This window comes from Saccharopolyspora hirsuta (assembly GCF_008630535.1).
GTDB lineage: Bacteria > Actinomycetota > Actinomycetes > Mycobacteriales > Pseudonocardiaceae > Saccharopolyspora > Saccharopolyspora hirsuta.
On the sequence record NZ_VWPH01000002.1, the window covers coordinates 181,668 to 199,814 of the forward strand.

At 71.3% G+C, this 18,147-nt stretch carries 17 protein-coding genes; 15 read left to right on the forward strand and 2 right to left on the reverse strand.

Translation table 11 applies throughout. The annotated features are described in order from the left end of the window. Nucleotides 1-48: 48 nt before the first annotated feature. The 7 genes from F1721_RS03905 (at nt 49) to F1721_RS03935 (ending at nt 6,301) form a co-directional block, all read left to right on the forward strand. Nucleotides 49-705: a TetR/AcrR family transcriptional regulator gene (locus F1721_RS03905; protein WP_170301343.1), complete on the forward strand. Its 657-nt coding sequence runs from the start codon at nt 49-51 to the stop codon at nt 703-705. A 118-nt stretch (nt 706-823) separates the two neighbouring features. Further along, the gene (locus tag F1721_RS03910) at nt 824-1,396 is read left to right on the forward strand and encodes an AMIN-like domain-containing (lipo)protein (protein ID WP_150065150.1); all 573 of its coding nucleotides are present in this window, start codon (nt 824-826) and stop codon (nt 1,394-1,396) included. Between the two features lie 200 nt (nt 1,397-1,596). Beyond that, nucleotides 1,597-2,532 carry a SurA N-terminal domain-containing protein gene (locus F1721_RS03915; protein ID WP_150065151.1) on the forward strand — a complete coding sequence of 312 codons (936 nt, stop codon included), beginning with the start codon at nt 1,597-1,599 and terminating at the stop codon, nt 2,530-2,532. 70 nt (nt 2,533-2,602) lie between these two features. Then, the gene (locus F1721_RS03920; protein WP_150065152.1) at nt 2,603-3,613 is read left to right on the forward strand and encodes a nucleoside triphosphate pyrophosphohydrolase; all 1,011 of its coding nucleotides are present in this window, start codon (nt 2,603-2,605) and stop codon (nt 3,611-3,613) included. Between the two features lie 119 nt (nt 3,614-3,732). After that, nucleotides 3,733-4,521, forward strand: a complete 789-nt coding sequence (locus tag F1721_RS03925) for a lytic transglycosylase domain-containing protein (RefSeq protein WP_150065153.1) — start codon at nt 3,733-3,735, stop codon at nt 4,519-4,521. Nucleotides 4,522-5,090: 569 nt separating this feature from the next. After that, nucleotides 5,091-5,918: a lytic transglycosylase domain-containing protein gene (locus F1721_RS03930; protein WP_211840324.1), complete on the forward strand. Its 828-nt coding sequence runs from the start codon at nt 5,091-5,093 to the stop codon at nt 5,916-5,918. Between the two features lie 17 nt (nt 5,919-5,935). Further along, entirely contained in the window at nt 5,936-6,301 is a 366-nt protein-coding gene (locus tag F1721_RS03935; RefSeq protein WP_150065154.1) for a VOC family protein, read from the forward strand. 122 nt (nt 6,302-6,423) lie between these two features. Here the strand turns inward: F1721_RS03935 and F1721_RS03940 are convergent, their stop codons facing one another. Continuing rightward, nucleotides 6,424-6,798 (reverse strand): tetratricopeptide repeat protein, encoded by a 375-nt coding sequence (locus F1721_RS03940; protein WP_150065155.1) that lies wholly within the window; start codon nt 6,796-6,798, stop codon nt 6,424-6,426. 274 nt (nt 6,799-7,072) lie between these two features. On the opposite strand from F1721_RS03940, the gene eno reads away from it, so the two are divergent. From eno to F1721_RS03955, 3 genes are read left to right on the forward strand one after another with little or no spacing between them, the layout of a single operon-like run. Further along, a complete protein-coding gene (gene eno, locus F1721_RS03945) occupies nt 7,073-8,359 on the forward strand; it encodes a phosphopyruvate hydratase (RefSeq protein ID WP_150065156.1) in 1,287 nt (428 codons plus the stop codon). Nucleotides 8,360-8,362: 3 nt separating this feature from the next. After that, nucleotides 8,363-8,896, forward strand: coding sequence for an FtsB family cell division protein (locus F1721_RS03950; RefSeq protein ID WP_150065157.1), 534 nt, complete (start codon nt 8,363-8,365; stop codon nt 8,894-8,896). A gap of 2 nt (nt 8,897-8,898) precedes the next feature. Then, nucleotides 8,899-9,399 carry a DUF501 domain-containing protein gene (locus tag F1721_RS03955; protein ID WP_150065541.1) on the forward strand — a complete coding sequence of 167 codons (501 nt, stop codon included), beginning with the start codon at nt 8,899-8,901 and terminating at the stop codon, nt 9,397-9,399. 423 nt (nt 9,400-9,822) lie between these two features. On the opposite strand, the gene F1721_RS03960 is transcribed toward F1721_RS03955, so the two are convergent. Next, complete coding sequence (locus F1721_RS03960; RefSeq protein ID WP_387512781.1) at nt 9,823-11,436, reverse strand: acyl-CoA dehydrogenase family protein; 1,614 nt, start codon at nt 11,434-11,436, stop codon at nt 9,823-9,825. A gap of 231 nt (nt 11,437-11,667) precedes the next feature. Here F1721_RS03960 and F1721_RS03965 point away from each other — a divergent pair, with 231 nt between their 5' ends. From F1721_RS03965 to F1721_RS03985, 5 genes are all read left to right on the forward strand, one after another. Further along, complete coding sequence (locus F1721_RS03965; RefSeq protein ID WP_246154197.1) at nt 11,668-13,341, forward strand: lytic transglycosylase domain-containing protein; 1,674 nt, start codon at nt 11,668-11,670, stop codon at nt 13,339-13,341. 80 nt (nt 13,342-13,421) lie between these two features. Next, complete coding sequence (locus tag F1721_RS03970) at nt 13,422-14,375, forward strand: Ppx/GppA phosphatase family protein (protein WP_150065158.1); 954 nt, start codon at nt 13,422-13,424, stop codon at nt 14,373-14,375. Nucleotides 14,376-14,596: 221 nt separating this feature from the next. Continuing rightward, a complete protein-coding gene (locus F1721_RS03975) occupies nt 14,597-16,198 on the forward strand; it encodes a peptide ABC transporter substrate-binding protein (protein ID WP_246154199.1) in 1,602 nt (533 codons plus the stop codon). A gap of 68 nt (nt 16,199-16,266) precedes the next feature. Continuing rightward, nucleotides 16,267-17,193 carry an ABC transporter permease gene (locus F1721_RS03980; RefSeq protein ID WP_150065160.1) on the forward strand — a complete coding sequence of 309 codons (927 nt, stop codon included), beginning with the start codon at nt 16,267-16,269 and terminating at the stop codon, nt 17,191-17,193. After that, nucleotides 17,186-18,145, forward strand: coding sequence for an ABC transporter permease (locus tag F1721_RS03985; protein ID WP_150065161.1), 960 nt, complete (start codon nt 17,186-17,188; stop codon nt 18,143-18,145). The genes F1721_RS03980 and F1721_RS03985 overlap by 8 nt, the downstream gene beginning before the upstream one ends. Nucleotides 18,146-18,147: the final 2 nt, after the last annotated feature.

Consider the following 18,147-nt stretch of genomic DNA (forward strand, 5'->3'; position numbering starts at 1 on the left):
CGGGTCGGTTAAGGTGTGTCAACGCCCGATCGCCCGGTGGAGGTGCTGATGGTCCAGCGGACCGCTCGCCGCGGGCGCCCGCCGGTGAGCGAGGAGCAGCGCCAGCAGCAGCGGCTCGACATCTCCCGCCACGCGGTGCGGCTGTTCCGCGAGCAGGGGGTGGCGGCGACGTCGGGCGAGCAGATCGCGAAGGCGGCCGGGGTTTCCGAGCGCACGCTGTGGCGCTACTTCCGCAGCAAGGAGAGCTGCGTCGAGCCGCTGCTGACCAAGACGCTCGACGCCTTCCAGGACGTCCTGCGCAGCTGGCCGCCCGAGCTGGAGCTGGCCGAGCACCTGCGCGCGGCCTACACGCTCGCACCCGAGTGGTCCGACGTCGAAGCTGTCCTCGCGGTCATCCGGATGACGCACGACGAACCGGCGCTGCGCGCGGCGTACCTCGTGCTGCGGGAGCGCGCGGAGCCCACCTTCGTCGACGTCCTCGCCGAGCGGCTGGGTGTGCCGAGCGATGCGCTCGAGGTCCGCATGCAGGCCGCGGCCGTGAGCGCGGCGCTGCGGGCGGCGACCGACGAACTGGTGGCCATCACGGCGGAAGGTGTCGACCCGGAAGTCCTGGGCGAGCACCGGGAACGCCTCGCCGACGCGCTCCGCTTCATCACCCGCGCGCCGATCGGTTCGTGTCCACAGAGGACTAACAGCGACCGGTGATCGCCGGATTCCCCGGAGCGGCGCGAAATGTGCCGGAGATCAGTTCTGCCCCGGCGGGAACCTGGCGCAGTGCTGCGCGTCTGTAGGGGAAAGTCCCCGTGGTTGAGAGGTTCTACCGATGTTCTCGCGCAGCAAGCTGATCCTGGCGGCCGGATCGATCGCGCTGTCCGCGCTGGCAGCGGCCGGGTGCTCGGCGGGCGCGCAGCCGGAAGCCCCGCGTCCCGCGGACGCGCCGCAGCAGGTGCAGCCCCTGCAGTCCGGGAGCTCCGAGCAGGCGAGCACCTTCCAGGCGCCGGTCTCCACCGACAAGCCGGACATCCGCGCCGGCGTGCACGGCAACGAGGAGCGCGTGGTCTTCGACTTCAGCGGCCTGAAGGGCGTCGACGGCATCAAGGTGATGAAGCACGAGCTGAACGAGCAGGCCCCGGTCTGGGGTGGCTCCGGCGAACCGGTCGAGGGCATCACCGGCAAGGCGTTCCTGCACATCTACGTGGAGGTGGCGGATCCGGAGCGCCGCACGGCGGGCCCGGAGAGCTTCGACCAGCGCCTCGCGAGCAGCGCGGTGGTCAACGACAACTCGCACGGCACCGGCGAGCTGACCATCGGCCTGGCCCAGAGCGTCGACTACGAGGTCCTGGTCGAGGGCGAGAAGGTGATCGTCAACATGGCGGCCGGGCCGCTCGGTCGCTGACCGGCTCCGGCCGGGCGTTGGGTCTGGCGGGGTTCCGTGCGCACTTTCCGGGGCTGCAGCACCAGAAAGTGCGCACGTGCCATGTCCTGCCGAAACGATCCCCGGGTGCGGCGATCAGCGCCTCCCGGTGCCGTGGAATTCAGCCACTGGAACCACTGAAGTGGCTTCACCGGGCGTTGATCTCGTGAGAGGGTGCGGCTGTGAGCTTCCGCACGCGCCACGGGCGCCTTCTCGCTTCGATCGCCGCGGCCGGATTGCTGCTCGCCGGTTGCGGTTCCGGGCCCAGCCAGGTCGGTGCCGCCGCGATCGTCGGCGACACCCGGATCCCGGTCGCCGACGTGCAGTCCTGGTTCACCGAGCTCTTCGAGCGGCAGCCGGACATCAAGCCGCAGGCGAAGGAGCAGGGCGCGCTCGACGACGTCGGGCGCCAGCTGGCTTCGCAGCTGGTCCGCCAGGAGCTGGTCGAGCAGGCCGCGCGCGAGGAGCGGTTGACCGTCACCGATCAGCAGGTCGCGGAGCGGATCGGCCAGCTGGGCGGACCGGAGGCGGCCACCGAGGGCATGATCTACGGCCCGCGGGAAGCCGGTGAGATGGTCCGAACCCAGCTGCTGACGGCGGAGCTCGGGCGCAAGTACATCGACCGGCTGGTGATCACCTTCGACCTCACCCAGGCGAGCACCCGCCGGGAGGCCGAGGAGAAGGCCCGGCGGATGGCGCGCGGCCCGCAGGAGTCGGCGGCGCTGGTCGCCGAGGACGCGGCGGCCGGGCTGCTGGCCGGTGCCGACCAGCGGGCGCGCCCGGTGGACACCCCGGAGCTCGCGACCACCACGCCGCTCTTCGGCGCCGAACCCGGCACGGTGATGGCCTTCGAGCGGACGCCGAACAACGGCCAGTGGCTGGTCGTGCGGATCAAGGACCGCCAGGTCGACCCCGCCGCCCCGGCCCAGCTGGCCAACGGCGCGGACGACCAGGTGCTGCAGCAGTTCGGGACGTACCTGCTCGGCGCGACGGCCGACCGCGCCGGGGTGCAGCTCAGCCCGCGCTACGGCGTCTGGGACCCGGTGGGCCTCGCGGCGGTGCCGAGCGAGGGCGAGACCACGGGTTTCCGCTTCCCGGAGCACGCCCCGCAGTCCTGACCGCCCGATGGTGACCAAGGACTCGGTGGATGTGGCCACGGGGCGTGTGCGGGCTTGGGACAATCGGAGCATGAACGAGGTGCGGGTGGCGGAAGGTTCGGCGGTGGTCCTGGTCGACGACCGCCTCGGTGAAGTCGTGCCTGCCGCGGCAGTCCCGCTGCTGCGCCGCGCCACCGCCTACGCTGAGCCCGGCCTCGCGCCCGCTGCGCGCGAGGCGCTCGGCGCGCCGGAACCGCCCGCCGACCTGCTGGCGCAGGCCGCGCGCGGACCGGTTGTGCTGTTCGTCGGCGACCTCGGCTGCGCCGACGCCGAAGCGCTGCGCGCCGCCGGTGCCCGGGTGATCAGCGCGCCCGCCCCGCCCGGGGTGGAGCTGCTGGACGCGGTGACCGTGATGGACCGCCTGCGCTCGCCGGGCGGTTGCCCGTGGGACGCCGAGCAGGACCACGACACGCTGCGCAAGTACCTCGTCGAGGAGACCTACGAGCTGCTCGACGCCATCGCCGACGGCGACCGCGAGGCGCTGCGCGAGGAGCTCGGCGACGTGCTGCTGCAGGTGCTGTTCCACGCGCGGGTCGCCGCCGAGGACGCGGCCGATCCGTTCGACATCGACGCGGTCGCCGCGGGTCTGGTCAGCAAGCTCGTGTCGCGGCACCCCAACGTGTTCGCCGACGCGGAAGCGCTGCTGGACGCCGAGTCGCAGCACGCCCGCTGGGAAGAGCTGAAGCAGCGGGAGAAGCAGCGCGAATCCATTGTGGACGGCGTGGCGCTGGCGCAGCCCGCGGTGGCGCTCGCCGCCAAGCTGGTGCAGCGCGCCGCCCGCGCCGGGATCCCGGCGGAGGCGATGCCGCGCGGCGAGGCCCCCGGCGAGGCGCTGTTCGACATCGCCGCGCGGGCCAAGCTCGCCGGTGGCGACCCGGAGGACGAGCTGCGCGCGGTCGCGCTGTCCTTCGCCGAGCGGATCCGCGCGGCCGAGCGGCGGGCGCGGGAGTCCGGCCGGGAACCGGCGGAGCTGGCTGCGGACGAGTGGCGCGCGCTGATGTCGGAATTGTCTGACCCGGTGGCCGTGCGCGCCGAGTCGTGACGCACACTTGCCGCGGGTGCGTCGGCTGACGACGCGAGATCACGGCGATTCATCCACGGGTGGGCGGTCTGCTGGGTTCGACGCCCTGAAGTGTCCAGGTGCGCGAGGGAGGAACTTTGGTGTCGCGTCGGCTCTGGCTGCTGTTATGCCCTGCGCTCACCCTGGTGGCGTCGTGCGCGCCCCCCGCGCCCCCGCGGGTGGAGCAGACGCCGTTCGCCCCGCCCCCGGCGACCGCCCCGCCGGACCCCGGCATCGACCCGCCCGAAGTGCAGCTGCTCCAGCCGGGCGGACCCCCGCTGCCCCCGTCGGAACGACCGCAGAACCAGCTGGTCGACTGGTCCGAGTCGATGGCCGACGAGCTCAACATCCCCCGCGCCGCGCTGCAGGCCTACGGCTACGCGCAGCGGTACATGGAGGAGAGCGCCCCGGAGTGCCGCCTCAGCTGGACGCTGCTAGCCGGGATCGGCGCGGTCGAGTCGAGCCACGGCAGGCACGGCGGGGCGCGGCTGGACGAGACCGGCCGCCCCAGTACCCCGATCATCGGGCTGCCGCTGGACGGCAGCGACGGGGTGAAGCGGATCCCCGACACCGACGGCGGCGCGCTCGACGGCGACGTCGAGTGGGACCGGGCGGTCGGACCGCTGCAGTTCATCCCCACCACCTGGAACGAGTGGCAGATCGACGCCGACGGCGACGGCGTGGCCGACCCGCAGGACATCGACGACGCGGCGCTGGCGGCGGGCCGCTACCTGTGCAGCGCGGGCGGCGACCTGCGCGACGTGGACGTGTTCTGGAACGCGCTGCTGACCTACAACCAGAGCCGCAGCTACGGGCAGGAGGTCCTGGACTGGGCCGACCACTACGGCAGGTCCAGCCACGACATCCCCGCCGTCGCCAGCGGCAGCTGATCCCGCCGTCCGCGGGGGAGTGCGATTTCAGTGAGGTTTTTCCAGCCTCGTTCTGCGTGGCGGTGCGGGTGGCGGAACCTCAGCGCCCGCCTGGCTGTGGGTGCCCTGACTGATGTATGTCCGATACACGGCGTCAGGGCCGTCCTCGCCAGGCGGACGCTGAGAACCCGCGGCGGTGCGAGTTGCGGGGGGTGGGTTATGCGCCTGCGGCGCATGCGGCACCTGCCGATCGGTGCCGGTCGCCCTTCGCGGCTGCGGTCCACAGACAGGGATGAACAAGTTCAATGGAAATCGGAGGTCTGATTTCCATTGAAATCGCGGGAGTTCCGCGCAGCCCGGACGACCTGTCCGCATGCTCCGGCGTGTCGTCGCCCGACACGCCGTGAGATCGCAGTTTCAATTGAAACTGCGATCCGCCGTGCGTGGACTCCGCAGTTTCAGTTGAAACTGCGGTTGCCCGCGGCGCGGGGAGCGGTGGCGGTGGGGTGATCGGCCGGTGGCCCGGGGATGGCCGGAAGGCATCGTTCGGAGGCTGGATGGTCCGGCCTACTGTTGAGTAGCCTGTCCGGGTGATCAGGACCACTTCCGACGTGTTCGCCGCCCTCGGGCGGTTGGCCACCGCGTTCGGGCTGCTCGCCGCGATGGTCGTCGGGGTCGGCCTGATCAACGTCCTCGGCGCACCGCCGTCCGCGCCGTGGGCGGGACCGCCGGTGGAGCGGGAACCCGAGCCCGCACCGGTGCTGCCGGGCTCGACCGCACCGCCGGTGGAGGAGCCGCTGCCGCAGGCCATCCCGGGCGTCGACCCGGGCCAGCTCGAACCGGGCGCGGACCCGGTGCGCAAGTGGGCCGACGAGGTGGCGACGGTGGTGGACATCCCGGCGCGCGCGATCGTCTCCTACGTCAACGCCGACCTGGCGATGCGCCAGTACCAGCCGGGCTGCCGGATCTCCTGGGCGACGCTGGCGGGCATCGGGCGCGTCGAGTCCAACCACGGCCGCTTCGCCGGGCGGATCCTGCGCGAGGACGGCCGACCGTCCAGCCCGATCATCGGCGTGCCGCTCAACGGCGCGCCCGGCATCCGCGAGATCCCGGACACCGACGGCGGCCTGCTCGACGGCGACCCGGTGCACGACCGGGCGGTCGGTCCGATGCAGTTCATCCCGTCGACCTGGCGGAAGTGGGCCACCGACGGCAGCGGCGACGGGATCGGCGACCCGCAGAACCTGGACGACGCCGCGGTGTCCGCCGCCCGCTACCTCTGCGCCGGTGGCCGCGACATGACCACCGGCGCGGGCTGGTGGGCCGGGGTGATGTCCTACAACAACTCGGTGGAGTACGCCCAGAAGGTCTTCGCCCTCGCCGAGTCCTACGCCGAAGCGGGCAACCGCCGCCGCTGAGCCCCTACGCTCGGGAGATGCTGAGCATCGGAACGATCGTGCTGGGAGCGGCCGACGTCCACCGCGCCGCGGCCTTCTGGGGGCAGGCCCTGGGGTACGTCCCCCGGGACGAGATCGAGGAGGACTGGGCGGTGCTGGTCCCCGCGAGCGGAACGGGCCCCGGTCTGGCGCTCGGGCTCAGCGACACCCCCGTCCAGGACCACCCGCGCGTCCACCTGGACCTCTACGCCCGCGACGCCGCGGACCAGGCCGCCGAGGTCGAGCGGCTGGTCGCGCTCGGCGCCGAGCGCGTGGCGTGGGACAGCTACCCGGACGACCCCGACTTCGTCGTGCTCGCGGACACCGAGGGCAACCGGTTCTGCGTCATCGACACCGGCCGCTGAGCTCAGCGCCGGGCTGGCGATGTCTTGGTGTGGGGGTTGTTTGGCAGCTCATGTGCCGTGAGCACTTTGTGGGGCTATGGCCCCGGAAAGTACTCGCGGGCCTCTACCGGCCGCGGCCGAGCTCAGCTGCGGGTGGCGATGTGCGCGTTGATCTCGCCGAGCGCTTCCTGGTAGGCCGGTGACGGGTGCATCATCGCGGCCAGCCTGAGCTGGGCCCGCGCCTCGTGGAGCCGTCCCAACCGCTGCAGGGTGCGGCCCAGCACCAGCCGCGCGTAGTGGTCGGACGGGTCGAACTCCAGCACCCGCAGGAAGGCGCGCTCCGCGCGGCGCAGCTGGGCGGAGAAGTAGTACGCGCGGCCGAGGAGCAACTGGACGCTCGGCTTGTCGGCGTCGACGTCGAGCACCGGCTCGAGGACGCGGAGCGCCTCGAGCGGACGGCGTTGCGCGAGCAGTTCCTCCGCCCGGCGGAACGCTTCGACGGTGCCTTCGGTCGTCATGGCGGGCACAACGTTACGTGCCGATCCGGTGTTCCGATGCGTCCGACCGGATGGTCTTCGGGGGTCGCGCAGGGCGAACGGCGGACGAACGGCGGGTGGCCGGACGGGGGCGAAACGGGCACCTCGATCGCGAGGCGTGCGAGTCTCCGGCGGCCGTGCTACCGGCCCGGTTAGGCTCGTAGGCGGTCGTCGGGCGTTCGGCCGGTTTCGCCGCGCGCGGGAACGCCGGGGCGGCCCGCTTCGTCCATAGTTCAAAGGCTGGTTAGGAGCACACGTGGCGATCATCGAGCAGGTCGGTGCCCGCGAGATCCTGGACTCCCGCGGTAACCCCACCGTCGAGGTCGAGGTGGCATTGGAGGACGGCACGCTCAGCCGCGCCGCGGTCCCCTCGGGCGCTTCGACCGGCGAGCACGAGGCCGTCGAGCTGCGCGACGGCGACGCCGGGCGCTACGGCGGCAAGGGCGTGGAGAACGCGGTCGCGGCGGTGCTGGACGAGATCGGGCCGGAACTGGTCGGGTTGGACGCCACCGAGCAGCGCGTCGTCGACCAGCGGCTGGTCGACCTGGACGGCACCCCGGACAAGTCCCGGCTGGGGGCCAACGCGATCCTCGGCGTCTCGCTGGCGACGGCCAAGGCCGCCGCGGAGACCTCCGGGCTGGAGCTGTTCCGCTACGTCGGCGGGCCGAACGCGCACGTGCTGCCGGTGCCGATGATGAACATCCTCAACGGTGGTGCGCACGCCGACACCGGCGTCGACATCCAGGAGTTCATGATCGCGCCGATCGGTGCGGACACCTTCTCCGAGGCGCTGCGCTGGGGCGCGGAGACCTACCACGCGCTGAAGTCGGTGCTCAAGGCCAAGGGCCTGGCCACCGGTCTCGGCGACGAGGGCGGGTTCGCCCCCGACCTGCCGAACAACCGCGAGGCGCTGGACCTGATCGCCTCCGCGATCGAGAAGGCCGGGTACAAGCTGGGCCGCGACATCGTGCTGGCGCTGGACGTCGCCGCCACCGAGTTCTTCGCCGACGGCACCTACACCTTCGAGGGCGCCAAGCGCACCGCCGACCAGATGGCGGACTACTACAAGGAGCTCATCGGCGCCTACCCGCTGGTCTCCATCGAGGACCCGCTGTCCGAGGACGACTGGGACGGCTGGACCAGCCTGACCGAGCAGGTCGGCGACCAGGTCCAGCTGGTCGGCGACGACCTGTTCGTGACCAACCCGGAACGCTTGGACGAGGGCATCTCGCGGGGCGCGGCCAACGCGCTGCTGGTCAAGGTCAACCAGATCGGCACCCTGTCGGAGACCCTGGACGCGGTCAACCTGGCGACCTCGTGCGGCTACAAGAGCATGATGAGCCACCGCTCCGGCGAGACCGAGGACACCACGATCGCCGACCTGGCGGTGGCCACCGGCTGCGGCCAGATCAAGACCGGTGCCCCGGCGCGCAGCGAGCGGGTCGCCAAGTACAACCAGCTGCTGCGCATCGAGGAGGCCCTCGGCGACGCGGCCCGGTACGCGGGCGAGCTGGCCTTCCCGCGGTTCACCCCGGAGAGCTGAGCCATGCCGGTCGGGCGCGCATCGGACCCGCGGCGGCGCCGCCAGGGGGAGACCCCGGCGCAGCGCCGGGCCGAGCGCGCCCGCCGCAAGACCGGCACGACGTCGGGCAAGCGGCCGGGGCGGCAGCCGTCGTCCCGGCCCCGCCCGAGGTCGAGCACCGGGGGTGCGTTCAAGCTCTCCTCGACCCGGCGGGCCGCTGGCCTGGCGATGCTGTTCTGTGTGATGGCGCTGAGCGTTTCGGTGCCGCTGCGCACCTACCTGAGCCAGCGCGCCGAGCTGAACGCGCAGGAGCAGCAGCGGGCCGAGCTGACGCAGCAGGTCAGCGAACTGGAGAAGCGCAAGGAGGAGCTCTCCGACCCGGCCCAGCTGGAGGCCGAGGCGCGGGCCCGGCTCGGTTACGTCCGACCCGGCGAGACGCCTTACATCGTGGAGGTGCCCACGGCACCGGCCGCGCCGCCGCCTCCCGCGGAGTCCGCCGACGACGGGCTGCCGTGGTACGAAGAGCTCTGGAACTCGGTCATGGGGAAGGAATCTTGACGTTGAACTCGGGTGCGCCGGTGATCAGCGACGCCGATCGGGAATGCGTCCGCCGGCAGCTCGGCCGTCCGCCGCGCGGCCTGCGCGCGATCGCGGCGCGCGACGCGGCCGGTGAGCCGACGGTGGTGCAGACCTGGCCGCGGCTGGAGGACGGCACCCCCTTCCCGACCCTGTACTACCTGACCGCGCCGCAGCTGGTCTCGCACGCCTCGACCTTCGAGGCGGAGGGCCTGATGCGCGAGATGCAGGACCGCCTGGCCACCGACGAGGACCTGGCGGCCCGGTACCGCCGGGCCCACGAGTCCTACCTGGCGGAGCGCGACGAGCTGGAGTCCCTGGGCACCGACGTCAGCGCGGGCGGCATGCCGGACCGCGTGAAGTGCCTGCACGTCCACATCGCCCACGCCCTGGCCAAGGGCCCCGGGGTGAACCCCTTCGGCGACGAGGCGATCGACCTGATCGCCGACCGCTGGCCGGAGCACCGCTACCTCCTCAACCGCTGACACCGGCGGACGGCCTCCGCGGAGGCGCGATTTCAATGGGGTTTTTCCAGCCTCGTTCTGAGTGGCGGTGCCGGTGGCGGAACCTCAGCGTCCGCCTGGACTCCGGGTGCCCTGACTTATGTATTGCCCGATACACGGCGTCAGGGCCGTCCTCGCCAGGCGAACGCTGAGAACCCGCGGCGGTACCGGTTGCGAGGGTGGGCTATGCGCCTGGCGGCGCATGCGACACCTGCCGATCGGTGCCGGTCGCCCTTCGCGGCTGCGGTCCACGGGCAGGATGAAAAAGGCTCAATGGAAATCGCGTGTCCGATTTCCATTGAAATCGCGGGGGTCGTCCACCGGTGTCGGCGTGTCAGGTCCCGACACGCCGACGATCCGCGAGTTCCCTTGAAGTCGGACGTCTGATTTCCATTGAAATCGCGTTCAGCGGGTCGGGGCGATGCGGTCGACCAGGGTGCGGGCGCCGGGGATCGGGGTCGAGCCGAAGGTGCGGCCCGCGTCGGCGAGCCTGGTGGCCGCGAACGCCTCCGCGACGTGGGTCGGGGCGCAGCGGAGCAGGAGCGACGACTGCAGGGTCAGGGCCAGGAGTTCGGCCAGGGCTCGGGCCCTCTCCGGCGCGGGGGAGTCCAGTTCCGCCCGGAGCCGGTGCAGGGCCGCGTCGTAGTGGGCGTTCGCGCCCGCCGCCGCGTCCAGCTCCGCGACCAGGACGTCCTTTGTGGACGGTTGTTTCGCCAGGGCGCGCAGGAGGTCGAGGGCGGTGACGTTGCCCGAGCCCTCCCAGATCGACATCAGCGGCGCCTCGCGGTACAGGCGGGGCATGCCGGACTCCTCGACGTAACCGTTGCCGCCCAGGCATTCCAGCGCTTCCGCCACCACCGCGGGGGCGCGCTTGCAGACGTAGAACTTCGCCGCCGGGAGCGCCAGGCGCAACAGGTCGTGCTCGCCCTGCTCCACCGCAGCGGCCAGGCGCATCGCCAGCGTGGTCGCCGCTTCGGACTCCAGCGCCAGGTCGGCCAGCACGTTCTGCATCAGCGGTAGGTCCACCAGGCGCTCGCCGAAGGCGCTTCGGTGCTGCACGTGGTGGGCCGCCTCGGACAGCGCGACGCGGATGTTCGCCGCCGAGCCCAGCACGCAGTCCAGCCTGGTCATCGACACCATCTCGATGATGCAGCGGACGCCGCGCCCCTCCTCGCCGATCAGGTGGCCGATCGCCCCGGTGTACTCGATCTCCGCCGACGCGTTGGACTTGTTGCCCAGCTTGTCCTTGAGCCGCTGCACCCGGATCTCGTTGCGGCTGCCGTCCGGCAGCACCCGCGGCACCAGGAAGCAGCTCAGCCCGCCGGGCGCCTGCGCCAGGGTGAGGAACAGGTCGTTCATCGGTGCCGAGGTGAACCACTTGTGCCCGACCAGCCGGTAGCTGCCGTCGGCGAGCGGTTCGGCGGTCGTGGTGTTGGCGCGCACGTCCGAGCCGCCCTGCTTCTCGGTCATCGACATCCCGGCCAGCAGCGCGGTCTTCTCCGCGGGCGGGCGCAGCCCGAAGTCGTACTCCGTGGCGGCGAGCTTCGGCACGTGCTGGGCGGCCAGCTCGGGGTTGTAGCGCAGCGCGGGCACCGCCGAGTACGTCATCGAGATCGGGCAGCTGTGCCCCGGCTCCACCTGCGACCACAGGTAGAAGCCCGCCGCGCGCCGCAGGTGCGCGCCGGGTCCGCGCGTCCACGGCGCGGCGTGCAGGCCGTGCTCGACGGCGCGCGACATCAGCCAGTGCCAGGACGGGTGGAACTCGACCTCGTCGATCCGGTTGCCGTAGCGGTCGTGCGTGCGCAGCTGCGGCGGGTGCTCGTTGGCGAGGCGGCCGTGCTCGCGGGCCTCCGCCGAACCGGCCTCCTCGGCCAGCGCGGTCAGGTCCCCGACGGCGTAGCGGGTCAGCGCCGAGCCCAGCGCGGGGTCGCAGGCCAGCGGGTCGAATCCGGACAGCGGTGGTGGCTGGTTGGTCACCCGGTGGGTGCCGAACACGCGGGGCTCGTCGGTGAGCGTCATGCCCGGAGCGTAGGCAGCTCCCGCCCGTCCGGCGGGAGCTCGGCGGACCGCACCGCCCGGACGGAGCAGCGCCAGCCCTCCGAGCTGGCGCTACCCGCCGCTGTCCTGTTCGAGACCGGCCAGTCGTCCGGGTGACGTGTCGGCCCGCCATCCGGCGATCGTCCACCCGGTGGTGTATCCAGGAGGCCATTCGTTTTTCGGGGTTGGCGGTCCACGTCGGGGGATGGACTAGTGACGGCTCGCAGCAAGCGCCACGGCAAGCACATGTGGAAGACGGCTCCGCGGTTCGGCGGGGTGGCGGGGCACCGGGCGCGGAGGTGGGTCGCGGTCACCGCGCTGACCCCGGCGCTGCTGCTCCCGCTGACGCTGGTCGGAGCGTCGAGCTCCTTCCTGGCGGCGCCGCAGGGCCCGCCGCGGTCGGATCCGCGCGAGCTGGGCGTCACCGGGCACCTGCCGCAGGCCCCGCAACCCGGCCAAGAGCTGCTCGGGCAGGCCGGTGATCCGCGCGAGCTGGCGGAGGGCGCCGAACGGCCGATCGAGCTGCCCACCGGGGCGCTCGGCATTCCCGAGGTCGCGCTGACCGCCTACCGCCAGGCCGCGGACGCGGCGAACGAGCGCAACCCGAACTGCGGGCTGCACTGGTCGGTGCTGGCGTCGATCGGCCGCATCGAATCGGGGCACGCGCGCTCCGGCAGCGTCGACCTGCTGGGCACCACGGTCCGCGCCATCCTCGGCCCCCGGCTGTCCGGCGGCCCGGGGGTCGCGGCGATCCCGGACACCGACGGCGGCACGTTCGACGGCGACCCGGTGTGGGACCGCGCGGTCGGGCCGATGCAGTTCATCCCGTCGACCTGGCGGAAGTTCGCGGTGGACGGCAACGCCGACGGCGCGGCCAGCCCGCACAACATCCACGACGCGGCGGCCGCCGCGGGCCAGTACCTCTGCAGCGGTGCCGGTGACCTGCGCGAACCGCGCGACCTGGCGGCGGCGGTGTTCCGCTACAACCACTCCGAGAGCTACGTGCGCACGGTGCTGATCTGGGCGGCCGCCTACGCGAAGGGCGTGACGCCGACGCCGACGGAGCTGGCGCCCGAGGTCGACGACGTGCTCGCCGGTGAGCGCCTGCCCGACGGCCCCGCGGTCCTGGCCATGCCCGCAGCACCGGTCGCCGCGCCACCGGCACCGGCCCCGCCGCCGTCCGCGCAGCCGGTCCCGTCCGGCGAGCCCCCGGCGCCGTCCGCGGAGGTGCCGCCGCAGCCCGGGGGAGCGCTGCCGCACCCCGGCGAGGTGAGCGTCGCACCGCCGACGATCCCGGAGCCGACGCCGCCGAACCTGACCCCGGGCCCGACCGCGCCCGGAACCTCCGCGCCGCCGTCGTCCGCCCCGTCCACGCCCGGGGCACCGCCGTCCACGACGGGTCCCGGAGTCCCGCCACCGCCGCCGCCCACCGGAACCCCGGGCACCCCGCCGCCCGAGGCGAAGCCGGAGCCCGGCGCTCCGTCGCCGACCCCAGCACCGCCGTCCACGACGCCTCCGCCGGAACCGGGCACCCCGTCGCCGACCCCGGCACCGCCCTCCGAGACGCCTCCGCCGGGGCCCGGCGCGCCGCCGTCGGAGACCCCTTCGGGCGTTGCGCCGACGCCACCGTCCGTCACCGCTCCGCCGGTGACGTTGCCCGAAACGGGGGACCCCGCTCCGGCGCCCGTCGAGGCGCTCGGAACCTGCGATCCGGCCGTGCTGGGCCGGGGCGAGTTCTCGCCCGAACAACCCGCTCCGGGCACCGCGATCGGGCCGGGCACCGGCGATCCCTCAGCCCTCGTTCCGGGCCAGGAGGTCTACGTCCAGAACGGCGCTCCGGGCACCTTCGCGACCTGCACAACGGGAATTCCCACTCCTCCGCGCTGAGCTCCGCAGGTCCTGCCGGGGCGGGTGGACCGGGGAAGTAGCGTGGACCTCGGGGCTGCGCCGAGCGGAGGAGGACTGGGATGCCACGGGTTGCGGCGATCGACTGCGGGACGAACTCGATCCGGTTGCTGGTGGCCGATGTGACGGTGCACGACGACGGTCGGCGCGACCTGCGCGACGTGTACCGCGGGATGCGGATCGTCCGCCTCGGCCAGGGCGTGGACGCCACCGGGCGGCTCGCCGACGAGGCGCTGGAGCGGACCCGGGCGGCGCTGGCCGACTACGCCGCGATGGCCGTCCGCAAGGGCGTCGAGAAGGTGCGCATGGTGGCGACCTCGGCGACCCGGGACGCGGCCAACCGCGAGGACTTCTTCGCCATGGTGCGGGACACGCTCGGCGTGGACGCCGAGGTGATCAGCGGCGACGAGGAGGCCCGGCTGTCGTTCACCGGCGCCGTCGGCGACCTCGACCCGCTGGACGGGCCGTTCGTGGTCACCGACGTCGGCGGCGGGTCCACCGAGGTCGTGGTCGGCACCTGGGACGGCGTGCGCGCCGACATCGCGGCCGCGCACTCGGCGGACGTGGGCTGCGTGCGGCTGACCGAGCGCTGCCTGCGCACCGACCCGCCCACCGACGAGGAGGTGCGGGAGGCCGAGAAGGTGGCCCGGCAGGTGCTGGACGAGGCCTTCGCCGCGGTGGACTGCTCGGGCGCGAGGACCTGGGTCGGCGTCGCGGGAACCGTCACCACGCTGTCCGCGATCGCGCAGGACCTCCCGGAATACGATCCGGCGGCAATTCATCTTTCCCGTATTTCCCAGAGCAAGGTCGAACGAATCACCGAAGAACTACTCGGCATGACGCACGAGGAACGCTCCGCAATCGGTTCGATGCATCCGGGGCGGGTGGATGTCATCGGCGGTGGTGCGCTGGTGGTGAAGGTCCTCGCCGAGGAATTGGCGGAGCGCGCGGGGATCACCGGGGTAACTGTCAGTGAGCACGACATCCTCGATGGTATAGCCCTGTCTATCAGCTAGTTCTCACGATGTGGAAATTTTATTCCAACTTTTGGGTGACAACTGGTCTTGATCGAATCAGAAAGTGACGGCTTTGTGACAGTGCACCGGCGTGATCTGGTTCTCCCTTATGTTTACGCTCGTCTGACGCGGCGGTGAATGATCCGCCGCGCGTGGTGCCTTGGGAATGAACGCCCGGGGAGCGCGTGGAAACAGGAGGACGCTAAATGCGGAAACGACGCTTGGTCGCTTGGGTTGCGGCCCCACTCGCCGTGGGGCTGCTCGCCAGCGGCTGCGGCGGTGGCGGCGGAGGGGCGGCCGAGGACGGCATCGTCACGGTCAACCACACCGAGCCCGAGAACCCGCTGGTGCCGAGCAACACCACCGAGACCGGTGGTGGCAACGTGCTGAAGGCGATGTTCAGCGGTCTGGTCTCCTACGACGAGAAGACCTCCGAGCCGTACAACGAGGTCGCCGAGTCGATCGACACGACCGACAACAAGGTCTACAAGATCAAGCTCAAGCCGGGTTGGACCTTCCACGACGGCAGCCCGGTCACCGCGAACAGCTTCGTGAAGGCCTGGAACTACGCCGCCTACGGGCCCAACGGCCAGTCCACCACGTCCTTCTTCGAGCACATCGAGGGCTACGACCAGGTCAACCCGGGTGGCGAGGACGGCGAGGGCCCGCCTCCGTCCGCCAAGGAGATGTCCGGCCTGAAGGTGATCGACGACCTGAACTTCGAGGTCACCCTCGACGCGCCGTTCACCACCTTCCCGGTCATGCTCGGCTACACCGCGTTCTCCCCGATGCCGGAGAGCTTCTTCGCCGACCCGAAGGCGTTCGAGGAGCACCCGATCGGCAACGGGCCGTTCAAGTTCGACTCGCGCCAGCCGAACGCGTTCATCAAGCTCACCAAGTACGACCAGTACGCGGGCAAGAACAAGCCGCAGATCAACGGCATCGAGTTCCGCATCTACAACGAGCTGGAGACCGCCTACCAGGACCTGGTCTCGGGCAACCTCGACTTCGTCGACCAGCTGCCGCCGTCGGCGATGGTCGGCGACAAGTGGAAGACCGACCTGCAGGACCGCGGTGAGGCCAAGCCGATCCTGAGCAACAACGCGCTGCAGGTGCCGCTGTACGACCCGAAGTACCAGGACCCGAAGGTGCGGCAGGCCATCTCGATGGCCATCGACCGCAAGCAGATCACCTCGACGGTCTTCCAGAACACCTACGAGCCGGCCAACGGCTGGGTGCCGGGCGGCGTCATCCCGGGCTACCAGGACGGCGGCTGCGGCGAGTTCTGCGAGTTCAACCCGGAGAAGGCCAAGCAGCTGCTGGCCGAGGCCAACTTCCAGGGCCCGGTGACCATCACCTCGAACTCCGACGGCGGTCACAAGGAGTGGATCGAGGCCATCTGCGGCCAGATCAAGAACAACCTGGGCGTGGACTGCGTCTTCAACCCGGTCCCGACCTTCGCCGAGTTCCTGAAGATGCACAAGGAGAACGCGCACAACGGGCCGTTCCGCTTCGGCTGGCTGGGTGACTACCCGGCGGCCGAGACCTTCCTCGGCAAGATCTACCGCACCGGTGCGTCGTCGAACTACATGCGCTACTCCAGCCCCGAGTTCGACGCGGCGATGGACCGCGCGGACCAGGCGCCCACCGAGGAGGAGGCCAACAAGCTCTACGGCGAGGCGGAGAAGATCCTGGCCAGGGACATGCCGTCCATCCCGCTTTGGAACCAGAAGGCCTCCGTCGGCTGGTCCGACCGGCTGGAAGGTGCGACGGTGACCTTTGACCGGAACCTGAACTTCGAGACCGTCAAGCTGAAGTCCTGATCGGGTAAGTCCGGGTCCGGCCCGACCAGTGCGGGCCGGGCCCGGCTTGCGTCCTGGAGGAGGTTCACGTGGGACGCTACGTGCTGCGGCGGCTGCTGCAGCTGATCCCGGTATTCATCGGGACGACCTTCATCATCTACGCCCTGATCTGGGCGTTGCCCGGCGACCCGTTCGCCGGCCGCTGCGGGGACCGGCCGTGCCCGCCCGCCTACATCGCGGAGATGACCGAGAAGTACAACCTGAACGACCCGGTGATCGTTCAGTACTTCAAGTACCTGGGTCAGATCCTCACGGGTGACTTCGGCGAGACCTTCGCCGGCATCGAGGTCAACCAGCTGGTGGCCGACGCCTACCCGATCACCCTGCGGCTGGCCATCGTCGCGCTGGCCTTCGCCGCGCTGATCGGCATCGGCGCGGGCATCCTGACCGGTCTGCGCGGGCGCGGGTTCATGGACAACCTCGTGCTGATGTCCACCCTGTTCCTGATCTCGCTGCCGGTGTTCGTCACCGGTTTCATCCTGCAGGTCGTGCTGGGCACCGAGCTCGGCATCATCACGCCGAGCGTCAGCTCCCGGGCCACCTGGGGCGAGCTGATCGTGCCGGGCTTCGTGCTGGGCAGCACCTCGATGGCCTACGTGGCGCGGCTGACCCGGACCAGCCTGATGGAGAACAAGCGGGCCGACTACGTGCGCACCGCGGTGGCCAAGGGGCTCGAGCCCAAGCGGGTCGTCGGCGTGCACCTGCTGCGCAACTCGCTGATCCCGGTGATCACGTTCCTGGGCACCGAGCTCGGCGCGCTCATGGGCGGTGCCATCGTCACCGAGGGCATCTTCAACATCCGCGGCATCGGCGGACTGGTCTACAAGGCCATCCTCACCAAGGAGGGCACCACGGTGGTCGGCATCGTGACCCTGCTGGTCCTGGTGTACCTGCTGATGAACCTGCTCGTGGACCTGCTCTACGCGGTTCTCGACCCGAGGATCCGATATGACTGAACAAAGCGCAGCCAGCCTGACGTCGGAGCCGACTCCGCCCGGGCCGGAGACCGCAGCGGCCAAGCCCGCCGAGAAGAACCAGAAGCCGCGCGGGCTGTGGGGCGACGCCTGGCGCGACCTGCGCCGCCGGCCGATCTTCCTGGTCTCGATGGCGATCATCTTCGTGCTGCTGGTGATGTCGTTCTTCCCGCAGCTGTTCACCTCGGTGGACCCCAACCACATGGACCTGTCCCGGGCCCGGCAGACGCCGTCGGCGGAGGCCTGGTTCGGCTACGACACCCAGGGCCGCGACATCTTCGCCCGGTCCATCTACGGCGCTCGCGCCTCGATCATCGTCGGCGTCATGGCGACCGTGCTGACGGTGCTGATCGGTTCGATCTTCGGCCTGATCGCCGGTTACTTCGGCGGCTGGCTGGACAGCCTGCTGTCCCGGTTCGGCGAGATCTTCCTGGGCCTGCCGTTCGTGCTGGGTGCGATCGTCATCCTGACCACGCTGAACCCGGCCACCGAGGTCCCCGACGCCTTCAAGATCACCTCGCTGGTGATCCTGTCGATCTCGATCCTGTCCTGGCCGATCTCGATGCGGATCATGCGGTCCGCGGCGATCTCGGCGCGCAACCAGGACTACGTCAAGGCCGCGCGCGCCCTGGGGGCGGGGCCGGTGCGGATCATCCTGCGGCACATGCTGCCGAACTGCCTGGCGCCGGTCCTGGTGTACGCCACGATCGCGCTCGGGTCGTTCATCGCCGTCGAGGCGACGCTGTCGTTCCTCGGCCTGGGGCTGCGGTCGCCGGTGGTGTCCTGGGGCGTGATGATCGCCGACTCGCGCCAGTACATCCAGACCTCGCCGCACCTGCTGATCTTCCCGGCGGCGTTCCTGGTGGTCACGGTGCTGGCGTTCGTGATGCTCGGGGACGCCGTGCGCGACGCGCTCGACCCGAAGCAGAAGTAGGA